The 12,647-nt window shown below is 64.4% G+C and carries 10 protein-coding genes; 5 read left to right on the top strand and 5 right to left on the bottom strand.

The window, feature by feature from the left end; genetic code table 11:
• Nucleotides 1–43 precede the first annotated feature (43 nt).
• From FJ964_RS10540 to FJ964_RS10550, 3 genes are all read right to left on the bottom strand, one after another.
• Nucleotides 44–3,523, bottom strand: a complete 3,480-nt coding sequence (locus tag FJ964_RS10540; RefSeq protein WP_140550326.1) for an indolepyruvate ferredoxin oxidoreductase family protein — start codon at nt 3,521–3,523, stop codon at nt 44–46.
• 220 nt (nt 3,524–3,743) lie between these two features.
• Nucleotides 3,744–4,295, bottom strand: a complete 552-nt coding sequence (locus FJ964_RS10545) for a hypothetical protein (RefSeq protein WP_140550327.1) — start codon at nt 4,293–4,295, stop codon at nt 3,744–3,746.
• Nucleotides 4,270–4,884 carry a CGNR zinc finger domain-containing protein gene (locus FJ964_RS10550; protein WP_140550328.1) on the bottom strand — a complete coding sequence of 205 codons (615 nt, stop codon included), beginning with the start codon at nt 4,882–4,884 and terminating at the stop codon, nt 4,270–4,272. The genes FJ964_RS10545 and FJ964_RS10550 overlap by 26 nt, the downstream gene beginning before the upstream one ends.
• Before the next feature lie 148 nt (nt 4,885–5,032).
• Between FJ964_RS10550 and FJ964_RS10555 the strand changes: the two genes are divergently transcribed.
• From FJ964_RS10555 to FJ964_RS10570, 4 genes are all read left to right on the top strand, one after another.
• Nucleotides 5,033–5,938, top strand: coding sequence for a branched-chain amino acid ABC transporter permease (locus FJ964_RS10555; RefSeq protein ID WP_140550329.1), 906 nt, complete (start codon nt 5,033–5,035; stop codon nt 5,936–5,938).
• A 293-nt stretch (nt 5,939–6,231) separates the two neighbouring features.
• Nucleotides 6,232–6,834, top strand: a complete 603-nt coding sequence (locus tag FJ964_RS10560; RefSeq protein ID WP_140550330.1) for a TRAP transporter small permease subunit — start codon at nt 6,232–6,234, stop codon at nt 6,832–6,834.
• A complete protein-coding gene (locus tag FJ964_RS10565) occupies nt 6,831–8,627 on the top strand; it encodes a TRAP transporter large permease subunit (RefSeq protein WP_181172427.1) in 1,797 nt (598 codons plus the stop codon). The genes FJ964_RS10560 and FJ964_RS10565 overlap by 4 nt, the downstream gene beginning before the upstream one ends.
• 19 nt (nt 8,628–8,646) lie before the next feature.
• Nucleotides 8,647–9,675, top strand: a complete 1,029-nt coding sequence (locus tag FJ964_RS10570; RefSeq protein ID WP_140550331.1) for a zinc-dependent alcohol dehydrogenase family protein — start codon at nt 8,647–8,649, stop codon at nt 9,673–9,675.
• Nucleotides 9,676–10,027: 352 nt separating this feature from the next.
• Here the strand turns inward: FJ964_RS10570 and FJ964_RS10575 are convergent, their stop codons facing one another.
• Complete coding sequence (locus FJ964_RS10575; protein ID WP_140550332.1) at nt 10,028–11,137, bottom strand: TRAP transporter substrate-binding protein; 1,110 nt, start codon at nt 11,135–11,137, stop codon at nt 10,028–10,030.
• A gap of 244 nt (nt 11,138–11,381) precedes the next feature.
• Here FJ964_RS10575 and FJ964_RS10580 point away from each other — a divergent pair, with 244 nt between their 5' ends.
• Nucleotides 11,382–12,173, top strand: a complete 792-nt coding sequence (locus FJ964_RS10580; RefSeq protein ID WP_224713267.1) for a gamma-glutamyl-gamma-aminobutyrate hydrolase family protein — start codon at nt 11,382–11,384, stop codon at nt 12,171–12,173.
• On the opposite strand, the gene FJ964_RS10585 is transcribed toward FJ964_RS10580, so the two are convergent.
• Entirely contained in the window at nt 12,174–12,578 is a 405-nt protein-coding gene (locus FJ964_RS10585) for a hypothetical protein (protein ID WP_140550333.1), read from the bottom strand.
• Between the last annotated feature and the right edge of the window lie 69 nt (nt 12,579–12,647).

Here is a 12,647-nt window from a genome sequence, read left to right on the forward strand (position 1 = left end):
GGAATGTAGTGAAACTCAAGTTCAGGTAAACAAGCCGTATCCATCACTCGGCGGCCTGGAGTTCTGCCCTCGCCGATATGCCGGACAGGCGCTCGAGCAGCCTTTGGCGCTCACCGGCCGCCTTTTGAGCGCTGGCTTGCCTGACATGGCCGTAGCCGCGGATGAGTGCCGGCACCGAGACGAGGGCCGTGGCGGCCTCGATGTTGCCCGGCGCCAGCGAGCTGGCGACGCGTTGCAGGTCGGCCTCATATTGCGCCAGCAACTGCCGCTCGATGCGCCGCTCGGCGGAATAGCCGAACAGGTCGAACGGCGTCCCGCGCAGGCCTTTCATCGCCGCCAGCATGCGGAACCCCTTCATCATCCAGGGGCCGAAGCTCGATTTCCTCGGTTTGCCGTCATTGCCGCGACGGCCCAGGATGGGCGGCGCCAAATGGAATTCGAGTTTTTCGTAACTCTGGAACTGCTTGCCGAGCTCGGCGGCGAAGGAGCCGTCGGTATAGAGCCGCGCCACCTCGTATTCGTCCTTGATCGCCATCAGCTTGAACAGGTTCCTGGCCGCCGCTTCGGTCACGGCGGTCGAACCGGGCGCGGCCTTGGCTTCGGCCGCGCGCAGGGCAGCGATCCTGCCGGCGTAGCGCTTGCCATAGGCGGCGTTCTGATAGGCGGAGAGGAAAGCGACCCGGCGGGCAATGATCTCGTCCAGCGTCTGGGCAATCGTGGCGGCTTGGCCGTCCTTGCCCGGCTGGGCGACGAGGCCACGCACGAAATCCGGCTGATGCGCGGCGCGGCGGCCCCAGCGGAAGGCGGCGATGTTCATCCCCACCGCCTCGCCGTTCAATTCGATCGCCTTTTCGACGGCTTGCGCCGAGAGCGGCAGACCGCCATGCTGGAAGGCGAAGCCGAGCATGAACATGTTGGCGCCCAGCGAATTGCCGAACAGGGATGTGGCGGTGCGGGTGGCCTCGAAGAAATGCGCCTTGTCGTCGCCGGCAGCGGTGCGGATCGCCCTCTTCAGGCGCTCGATGGGCAGCGAGAAATCGGCCGAGCGGGCAAACTCGCCCGGCATGATCTCGGCGGTGTTGGCGAGGAAGATGGTGTGACCCTCGCGCACCGCGGCCAGAACCTTCTTGGCACCCGACACGACGAGATCGCAGCCGAGCACGAGATCGGCCTTGCCGGCCGAGACACGGATGGCGTGGATGTCATCGGGCGTGCGGGCGATGCGGACATGGGTGAACACCGAGCCGCCCTTCTGGGCAAGGCCGGCCATGTCGATCATGCCACAGCCCTTGCCCTCGAGATGAGCCGCCATGCCGAGTACGGCGCCGACGGTGACGACGCCGGTGCCGCCGACGCCGTCGATGATCGCCGCCCAGCCCTGTTCGCCGAGCGGGAATTCGGCGGCTGCTGGAACGCCGTCGAGCGGATCGGTCTTGCCGGCGATGCCTTCGGCCTTGCGAATCTTGGCGCCATGCACGGTGACGAAGGACGGGCAGAAGCCATTCACGCAGGAAAAATCCTTGTTGCAGCTCGACTGGTCGATCCGGCGCTTGCGGCCGAACTCGGTCTCCACCGGCTGGATGGAGACGCAGTTCGACTGGACGCCGCAGTCGCCGCAGCCCTCGCAGACCAGTTCGTTGATGAAGACCCGCTTGTCGGGATCGGGAAAGGTGCCGCGCTTGCGGCGACGGCGTTTTTCGGCGGCACAGGTCTGGTCGTAGAGCAGGATCGATACACCGCTGACGCCACGCAGCTCGCGCTGGACGAGATCGAGGTCGTCGCGGTGATGGATGGTGGCGCCGGCCGGGAACTCGACCTTGCCGGCATATTTGTCGGGCTCGTCGGTGACGATGGCGATGCGCTCGACGCCTTCGGCCCGCACCTGCCTGGCGATCATGTCCACCGTCAGGCCGCCTTCATGCGGCTGGCCGCCTGTCATGGCCACCGCATCGTTGTAGAGGATCTTGTAGGTGATGTTGGCGCCCGACGACAGCGCGAAGCGGATCGCCAGCGTGCCGGAGTGGTTGTAGGTGCCGTCGCCGAGATTCTGGAAAATGTGGTCGCGCTTGGAAAAGGGCGCCTGGCCGACCCACTGCGCCCCCTCGCCGCCCATCGCGGTGAAGCCGACGGTATTCCTGTCCATCCACAGCGCCATGAAATGGCAGCCGATGCCGGCCGCGGCGATCGAGCCGTCCGGCACCTTGGTGGAGGAATTGTGCGGGCAGCCGGAACAGAAGAAGGGGGTGCGGGAGCCGATATCCGACGCGTCTGCGAGCATAGCCTGGAACTGGCGCAGCTTCGCCACCCGCGCTGAAATCTCTTCCGACGGTCCGATGGTTTTCACGATCCTCTCGCCAAGGGCAATGGCGATCTCGTTGGGGTCGAGCGCGCCCTTGGCCGGAAACAGCCAGTCGCCGCGCTCGTCCTTCTTGCCGACGATGACGGGCTGCGTGGCGGTGCCGTAGAGGTTCTCGCGAAGTTGCACCTCGATCAGCGAACGCTTCTCCTCGACGACGACGATGGTATCGAGGCCGTGCGCGAAGTCGGCAATGTGCTGGAAATCGAGCGGCCAGGGGCAACCGACCTTGAACAGCCGCACGCCGATGCGGTTGGCGGCCGCCTCGTCGATGCCGATATCCTCCAGCGCCTGACGCACGTCGAGATAGCTCTTGCCGATGGTGACGATGCCGATCCTGGGGTTGCGGCCGCCCGAATAGACGATCTTGTTCAGCCCGTTGGCATGGATGAAGGCGGACGCCGCGGCGCGCTTGTACTCATGCAGCCGCTCCTCCTGGCCGAGCATGTCGATCTCGTGGCGGATGTTGAGGCCGCCGGGCGGCATGTCGAATTCGGGGATGACAATGTTCAGCCGCTCGATCGAGGCATCGACCGAGGCCGTCGATTCGATGTTGTCCTTGACGCATTTGATGGCCGCCCATGTGCCGGCGAAGCGCGACATGGCAAAGCCGTAGAGCCCGTAATCGATTATCTCCTGGACGCCGGCCGGATTGAGGATCGGCACCATGGAGTCGACGAACAGGAATTCGGTAGCATGCGCGTTGGTCGAGGATTCGGCCATGTGGTCGTCGCCCATCAAAGCGAGCACGCCGCCATGTTTCGACGAGCCGGCCAGATTGGCGTGGCGGAAGACGTCGCCGGAGCGATCGACCCCCGGACCCTTGCCGTACCAGACCGAAAAAACGCCGTCATGGGTGCCCTCGCCCAGCAGTTCCGTCTGCTGCGATCCCCAGCAGGCGGTGGCGGCGAGTTCCTCGTTAAGGCCGGGCTGGAAGACGATGTCGGCCTGGGCGAGCTGTTTTTTCGCCTTCCACAGCTGCATGTCGAGGCCGCCCAGCGGCGAACCGCGATAGCCGGAGACGAAGCCGGCCGTGTTCAGGCCCGCGCGGCGGTCGCGCTCGCGCTGCATCAGCAGCATGCGAATGACCGCCTGCGCGCCGGACAGGAAGATGCGCTCCTTCCCCAGGTCGAACTTGTCGTCGAGCGCGACGTCGTGCAGCGTCATCAGGCATTTCCTCTGCGGAGGCCGCGCGGGGGCAGGCAGCCAGCGTCGGGATCGGATGACGCATCCTTTCTCCCCTTGCAAGACAGGTCAAACGAAATCGGACGTGCCAGGCACCGCGCAACGAACGATCCGCCGTCATCCCTTGCCTGGTATGAAATCGCTCCGCGAGCAACGTCCGGCGCACGAAAATTTCGCTTGTCCTCGGGCTTGGCGGCGAGCGTCAGGTGCCCTTGGAACAGTCCGGCTTCGGCTCGCCCGGCAGCTTGCCGTCGGGATGGCCGACGAGATCGGGATTGGCGGTGTAGAGTTGGTCGATGACGAGCGGCCGGTCGGGCAGGATGGACTGGTCTTCGGTGGACATCAGCGTGGTGTCGATCTTCTGCAGGACCGCGCCGTCGGAGCCCTTGATGCTGATGGCAATCGTATAGGGCTTGTTCTTGACGACGCAGGTCAAAGCCGGACTCTCCAGTGTCACCTTGTCGAGCTTGGGCCAGACCTTCTGCTCGACCACCAACGGCGCACCGCCGGCCGGATCCTGGAAGCTGGCGACCGCGACCTGGCCCTCTCCCATCGGCTGCAAGGGCCGCAGCGTCACGACATAGGTCGCCCTGGCGAGACGGTAGTTGAAGACGAATATCTTGCCCGAAATCTCGAACAACTTGCCTTCACCGTCCTTGCCGGTGTCGCGGCAGGCGCCGAGCGCCATCGCCGCGATCAGCGCCATGCCGAGCAGGGCTGAACGAGAGCTAATCCTGGACATTGTTGACCTCATTGGCCGCCTTGCGGCGGCGATAGTGACGGCTTGCCTTCTGGCGGTTGCCGCAGACCGCCATGTCGCACCAAAGGCGGCTGGAATTGCGGCTCCGGTCAACGAACAACCAGGAGCAATTGGGACAGATCCTGAGCCTCGTGACGGTGTCCTCGCGCAGCAGCGACAGGGCGGAAACCGCCAGTGCCGCCTCGAAAGCGATCGGTGTTGCCGGATCGCCGAACGGTTTTCCGGGCGTTGCGATCTCGGTCCGGCTGCCGGCAAGACCGTCGGCGCACGCTCCCAGCAAGCCGGAGAGATGATCGGTGGCGACGGCGCCCTTCGACACGGCGTGGCGAAACAACCGATCCGTCGCCTCGCGGATCGCCAGCACGACAGGCGCGATTGCAGCCGGCGCGGAGACCGCCAGCCGCCTGCCGCCAAGCTCGGCGGCACGAAAGCCGCTTGCCGCGTCCGCGAAGCGGGCGATCTCGCGCCGATCATCAAAACGGTCGAAGGTCCTCTCCGGATCGGTGCGCAGCACGACGGTGTTCGCCGTGTCGAGCGCGAGCAGGCCGCCGGTGAAGCGGTGGGGGATCCAGGATACCGTCATGTCCGAAATCTAACCGATAAATCGCGTTTGACAAGTTAGAATCGCCGATGCAAGTCTTGCACAGGAGTGGTATCGCCGCTCTTTGTTGGAGCGCTTCGTTGTCCCAAAACCGCCGTGTACTTTGGGCGACATGCTCCGAGGGTTTCGCATGCTGTATTTCTTCCAGCAGGTCCTGAACGGGCTGCATTCAGGCGCACTCTATGCGTTGCTGGCGTTCGGCTATGTGCTGACCAACGGCATCCTGCACCGCACCAACCTGGCCTATGGCGCGCTGTTCGCCTTTTGCGGGCAGACGATGATCCTGACCGCCGCCTTCGGCTACCAGGTGCTGTGGCTGACGCTGACAGCGGCGGTGGGGCTCGGCGTCGCGGCGGCTTTCCTCTATGCCGCGCTCATAAGCCACGTCCTGTCGCGCAGCGTCTTCGAACCGCTGGCCGACCGCTCGCCCAATGCGATCGTGGTGACCACGCTCGGCATCTTGCTGGTTTTGTCGGAAGCAAGCCGTATTGCCGCCGACACGCATGATCTGTGGCTGCCGCCTATGCTGGCGCAGCCTGTCGTTTTCGCACAGAATGCCGGCTTCAAGGCGACATTGACGCTGATCCAGCTGCTCGACTGCGCCGTGGTGCTGGCCGCGGTAGCGCTTGCGGCATGGGCCTTTGCCCATTCGAATTTCGGCCGGCGCTGGCGCGCCGTCTCCGACGATCCCAAGGCGGCCGCCATGTGCGGCGTCGACGTGCGCGCCGTGTTCCGCCACGCAGTGCTGTTCGGCGGTTTCTGCGCCGCGCTCGCCGGCGTCATGGCCGGCCTCTATTACGGCAATGTCAGTTTCGGATCCGGCTTGGTCTACGGGCTGAAGATCCTGTTCGTAACGGCGGTCGGCGGCTATCTCTCGCCGCCGCGGGCGGCCCTGGGCGCTGCCGCTTTCGGCATGGCCGAATCGCTATGGGCCGGCTATTTCCCCGTGGAATGGCGCGACGCGTGGATGTACCTGTTCCTCGTCGCCATGCTGGTGCTGATCGGCGCCGGTCGCGACCAGACCAAGATCGCGTGATCCGCATCAGACTTTGGTTGCATGACGCGCGCCTCCAATAGCTTGTTTCGGATACGAAACGATCGCCTTAATGCTTTGATTTTTTGCCCACGAACCCTGCCGGCGGCCGGTTCCGGTTTTCCGAGCCGTGCGCCGCCGGCCGGCGCTTTGTCCGCTCCCTCGTCTCACAACCGCATTGCCGGCGTCTCTCCTGTGTTGACCCGTCCTGCCACGCACGGCATACGGTTAGGCCACAGCGGCGCGGCGTAAAATAACGGGGAGCCGTCGCGCCTCGGACAACAAGGGAGGAATGCATGGCAGGGCTTCTCGCTCTATCCAGGGCGATCGATCGCGTGAACGAGCTCATCGGCAAATGGATATCGTGGCTGATCCTGCTGGCGATCCTGGTGAGCGCCGCCAACGCGATCATCCGCAAGGTGTTCGACATCTCATCGAATGCGTGGCTGGAGCTGCAATGGTACCTGTTCGGCGCCGCCTTCATGCTGGCGGCGGCCTATACGCTGAAGCAGAACGACCATATCCGCATCGACATCGTCTACGGCCTGTTCCCGCGCCGCGTGCAGCACTGGATCGACCTTCTCGGCCATGTCTTCTTCCTGATGCCGTTCGTGACGCTGATGGTCATCTATTTCGTCCCCTACGTGTCGCTTTCGTTCCGCAGCGGCGAAATGTCGAACAATTCCGGCGGGCTGATCATCTGGCCGGCAAAGGCGATCCTCCTGGTCGGCTTCTTCCTGCTGGCGCTGCAGGGCATCTCCGAAATCATCAAGAAGATCGCCATCATGCGCGGCGACATGGACGACCCCACTCCGTTCATATCCGCGCATGAGCAGGCGGAACTCGAAGCCAAGGCACTGGCAGACGAGGCTAAGGCGCTTGGCGAGGTACGCTCGTGATCGAGTTCATCGCCCAGAACATGGCGCCGATCATGTTCGCCTCGCTGGTCCTCTTCCTCCTGATCGGCTATCCCGTCGCTTTCTCGCTCGCCGCCAACGGGCTTTTGTTCTTCTTCATCGGCGTGCTGGTCTCGCCCTATTCGGGCGGCTCGATCAACCTCGCCTGGCCGCTGCTGCATGCCTTGCCAGACAATTTCTACGGCAGCAGGGTGATGTCGAACGACACGCTGCTGGCGATCCCGTTCTTCACCTTCATGGGCATCGTGCTCGAGCGATCGGGCATGGCGGAAGACCTGCTCGATACGATCGGCCAGTTGTTCGGGCCGATCCGCGGCGGGCTCGCCTATGCCGTGATCTTCGTCGGCGCGCTGCTGGCGGCCACGACCGGCGTGGTGGCCGCATCCGTGATCGCCATGGGGCTGATCTCGCTGCCGATCATGCTGCGCTACGGCTATGATCGCCGGCTGGCGTCCGGCGTCATCGCCGCTTCCGGAACGCTCGCCCAGATCATCCCGCCGTCACTGGTGCTGATCGTGCTCGCCGACCAGCTCGGCCGCTCGGTCGGCGACATGTATGCGGGCGCGCTGATCCCCGGCATCGTGCTGACCAGCCTCTACATGCTCTATATCCTGATCATGACGATCGTGCGGCCGAATTCGATGCCGGCGCTGCCGCTGGAAGCACGCACGCTCGGCCACGGCGTCGTGTCGCTGCTGGTGGCGCTGCTGGCAACGGTGGCGATCTCCTACGCGGCCTACCGCTATCTCGCACCGACCCACGGCGACAATGCCGACATTCTCGGCGCCAGCATCGGCGTGGCCGTGATCTATATCGTTGCGATCGCCGACCAGCGCCTGAAAATCAACATGATGTCGCGGCTGGCGCAGCAGGTCGTGATCGTGCTGATCCCGCCATTGGCGTTGATCTTCCTGGTGCTGGGCACCATTTTTCTTGGCATCGCCACTCCAACCGAGGGCGGCGCCATGGGCGCTGTCGGCGCGCTGGCAATGGCGGCGATCAAAGGCCGGCTGTCGCTCGACGTGGTCAAGCAGGCGCTCGCTTCGACGACAAGGCTGTCGTCCTTCGTGCTGTTCATCCTGATCGGCGCGCGCGTCTTCTCCCTCACCTTCTACGGCGTCAACGGCCATATCTGGGTCGAGCATCTCTTGACCTCGCTGCCGGGCGGCGAGGTCGGCTTCCTGATCGGCGTCAACATCCTGGTCTTCGTGCTTGCCTTCTTCCTCGATTTCTTCGAGCTGGCCTTCATCATCGTGCCGCTGCTGGCGCCGGCCGCCGACAAGCTCGGCATCGACCTGATCTGGTTCGGCGTGCTCCTGGGCGTGAACATGCAGACCAGCTTCATGCATCCGCCCTTCGGCTTCGCGCTGTTCTACCTGCGCTCGGTCGCCGCCCGGGTGCCCTATCTCGACCGCTTGACCGGCAAGCAGATCGCGCCGGTGACAACGGGCCAGATCTATTGGGGCGCCGTGCCGTTCGTCTGCATCCAGGTGATCATGATCGGGCTCACCATCGCCTTCCCGCAAATGGTGATGCACTACAAGGGCACAGCGGTCGATTCCGGTACGATCGACTATACGGTGCCGGGGGTGCCGGGACTGACGCCGCTCGGCACGCCGCCGGCCGGGACCGGCACCGCGCCCGGCAACGGCGCCGCGCCGCCCGCCGCGCCTGCCGCGCCCGACTTGTCGCAGCCGCCGAACTTCGGCGACACGGCGCCCGCCAAACCGGCGGCACCACAGCCGGACCTGTCGAAGCCGCCGAGCTTCAACTGATGCCGGAGGTCGCAAAACCATGAAAGCGGTGCGGCTGGAATCGGTTGGCAGCATCACGCTGCGCGAGGTCGCCAAGCCCGTTCCCGGGCCTGACGATCTGCTGGTGCGCATCGAGGCCTGTGGGGTCTGCGGCACCGACCGGCATCTTTTCCACGGCGAGTTTCCCTGCAGACCGCCAGTGACGCCCGGACATGAGTTCTCCGGTATCGTCGAGGCGATGGGACCTTCCGTGAGCGGCTTCTCGATCGGCGACCGCGTCACCGGTGATCCCAACATCGCTTGCGGACGCTGCCGCCATTGCCATGCCGGCCGCGTCAATTTGTGCAGCAATCTCAATGCCATTGGCATCCATCGCGACGGCGGCTTCGCCGACTACGTCGTGCTGCCGCAGAAACAGGCCTTCATCCTGCCCGCGGACTTGAAGCCAACGCATGGCGCCTTCTGCGAGCCGCTCGGCTGCTGCCTGCATGGCGTCGACCTGGCCCAGATCAGACCCGGCTCCTCGGTCGCCATACTTGGCGGCGGCGTGATCGGCCTGCTTATGGTGCAGCTGGCAAGGCTTGCGGGAGCGACCACCATCATCCTGTCGACGCGCCAGGCCTCACGGCGCGCGCTGGCCGAGGAGCTCGGCGCGACGGCAACGGTCGACGCAAGCGCAGCCGACGTCATCGATGCCATCGCCGGTCCAGCCGGACTGGTGCCCGGCGGCGTCGACGTGGTGCTCGAATGTGCAGGTGTCCAGGAAACGGTCGAGCAGTCGCTGCGGCTGGCGAGGGCCGGCGGCACGGTCGTCATTGTCGGCGTGGTGCCGCAAGGCATGAAGGCGGCGTTCGAGCCCTTCGATCTTTTGTTTCGCGAGTTGAAGGTTCTTGGCTCCTTCCTCAATCCCTACACGCACCGCCGCGCCGCCGAGCTGATCGCTTCGGGCGCGATCGAGATCGACCGGCTGATCTCCCGGCAGGTGCCGCTGGAAGAGGCGGCCACGGTGATCGCCAACCCGCCTGCCGCCGGCGAGGTCAAGGTGGTGGTGGTGCCGGGCGGAGCCTAAAGTCTTGCAACGTTGGCCGCTGGCGAGAACGTCGATGACAGCTCCCCTCTCCCCGTCACTCTACGGGAGAGGATGCCGGCAGGCAGGTGAGAGGCAGCGCCAATGGTGGGTGGATAAGACACGAGGGTTGGCCTTCTGCCCCTAAAGCGCGTGGCGCTGAAACGGATTCAGGCGACGCGCTTCAAGTCTCTGTTTTGATGCATGTCGATGTCCCGGAACCGCTGCACGCTTCTGGGCGACATGCATTAGACCCAAGCCCCCGCGATTCAATCGCCGAAGCCGGCGCTGCCCCTCACCTGCCTGCCGGGACCTTCTCCCCGTGTAGTGACGGGGAGAAGGGACCAATCCCTACCTACAGCTTGCCGTTGCGCTGCTGGACCATCATGAAGGTGTCGTAATTATACTCGGCCACCTGCGCCCAGAGATAATGCTCCTTACGGAAGCCCTTGATGGATTCCCAGATCTTCTTGAACGGGGCGTTCGAGGCTTCCATTTCGGCGTAGACCTCATTGGCCTTCTCGAAGCAGGCGGCCATGATCTCCTGGCTGAACGGACGCAGTTTGGCGCCGCCGGCCACCAGCCGCTTCACCGCCGCAGGATTGAGATAGTCGTATTTCTGCAGCATGTTGGCATCGGCGGCTTGCGCGGCGGTATGCAGCAGCGACTTGTAAGTCGGCGAAAGTTCTTCGTATTTCGCCTTGTTGAACATCAGGTGGACGGTCGGGCCGCCTTCCCACCAGCCTGGATAGTAGTAGTAGGGCGCGACCTTATAGAAGCCGAGCTTCTCGTCGTCATAGGGGCCGACCCATTCGGCTGCGTCGATGGTGCCCTTTTCGAGCGCCGGGTAGATGTCGCCGCCGGCGATCTGCTGCGGCACGACGCCGAGCTTCTGCACAACCTTGCCGGCGAAGCCGCCGATGCGCATCTTGAGGCCGGAAAGGTCGGCCACCGTGTTGATCTCCTTGCGGAACCAGCCGCCCATCTGCACGCCGGTATTGCCGCCAGGCAGGCCGAACAAGCCTTGCGTGGCGAGAAATTCGTTGAACAGGTCGATGCCGCCGCCATGATAGTGCCAGGCATTCATGCCGCGCGCGTTGAGCGAGAACGGAACCGCCGCGCCTAGCGCCCAGGTCGGGTCCTTGCCCCAGTAATAGTATGCCACCGTGTGGCAGGCCTCGACCGTGCCGGCGGTGGTGGCATCGGCCGCCTGAAGGCCGGGCACCAGTTCGCCAGCGGCGAAGACCTGTATCTGGAAATTGCCGTCGGTAGCTTCCGAAAGCATCTTGGAGAAGACCTCGGCGCCGCCATAGATCGTGTCGAGCGATTTGGGAAAGGACGACGCCAGCCGCCACGTCACCTTTGGATTGGACTGGGCTATGGCCGGCGCGGCGAGCGTGGCGGCGGCCGCGGCGGCGCCAACGCCGGTCGTCCCGGCCTTGCGGATGAATGAACGACGATCCATGAAGTCCTCCCTTTTGGATCAACAAAACCGACGTGCGGCGCATGCTCGATGCCCCGCACGGCTGGCGAAACAATACACGGGCAAGGAGTCGAGTCCAGCGTGGCGGCCTGATTTGACGGCGTGTGCGCAGGGCCTTGCAACTATAGTCTAACGGGCCGTTTGGTGGCCCATCCGACAGACCGAAACTTGTCATGGAAAAATGTGCTGGGATCACCTATTTTGAAGGCAGGATTCCCCGGCCCAGATGGAAAACAAAGCCAAAATGCAGCAGCCGCTCGTCGCCATATCGACCGACGTCCGTCAATTCGACAACTACACCTGGCATGCCGCCCCACAGCAATATCTGGAGGCGGCGATCGCCGGCGCCGGCGTGTTCCCGGTGCTGGTGCCTTCGTTCGGCGAGCGGCTCGATTTCGATGAGCTGCTGTCGTCGGTCGACGGCGTCATGCTGACCGGCTCGAAATCCAACGTGAACCCCTCGCTCTATGGCGGCGATGCCAGCGAGGCGAATGGTCCCTATGATCCGGCACGCGACGCCACCACCTTGCCGCTGATCCGCAAGGCGATCGAGCGTGGCGTGCCGCTGCTTGCCATCTGCCGCGGCATCCAGGAGCTGAACGTGGCGCTGGGCGGCACGCTGGGCACCGAGATCCAGGAGCGTGAAGGCTCGCTCGACCACCGCGCGCCGGTGAGCGACAATCAGGACGATCGTTTCGCGATTCACCAGACCGTTTCGATCAAGGCGGGCAGTTGCCTGGCCGGTGTGTTTGGGGCCGGCGACATGAAGGTCAACTCGTTGCACCGCCAGGCGATCGACCGGCTGGGCTCAAAGCTTGATATCGAGGCTGTCGCCGCTGACGGCACGGTCGAGGCGGTTTCGGTCAAGGGTGCCCGCGCTTTCGCGGTGGGCGTCCAGTGGCATCCCGAATACTGGGTCAAGTCGGATAGTAACTCGGCCAAGATCTTCCGCGCCTTCGGCGATGCGGTTCGCCTGCATGCGGCCGCCAAAGCCGGCGCCCGCGCGGCGGCGGAATAATCAGTCGTCGGTGCTCGGGTCCCAGGCCGCCGCCAGCGACAGCAGCGGCAGCGCGGGGGCGTAGGATTCGAAGCCGTCGCCATCGGCGACCGCGAAGGTGACGATCGGATCGACGCCGTTGGCGCTGAAGGCGACCGTGCCGTCCTCCTGCTCGCGCCAGAATTTCGCCCGCTCGATGCCTGGCATGAGCCGGCGGCAGTTCGGAGCCACCGTCAAAAGCGACAGGCCGTCCGAGACGGTGGCGCCGCGTTTGATTGCGCAAGCCCCCTCATCACCATTGGCGACCAGCCTGTAGGTGTCGGGCGGCGCGGCCTCTTCAGCCACGCTTTCGCCAGTGCCGCCATGAAACAGCTGAACGCCGCCAAACAGGGCGGCGGCTCCGATCAGTGCGGAAAGCGTTTTCATGCTGACCCTCATCCATGCGTACGGACAGGATGAAGAATGATTTCAAAGGGTTAAGCTGACGTTAATAAA

Source organism: Mesorhizobium sp. B2-3-2 (assembly GCF_006442295.1).
Classification (GTDB): Bacteria; Pseudomonadota; Alphaproteobacteria; order Rhizobiales; family Rhizobiaceae; genus Mesorhizobium.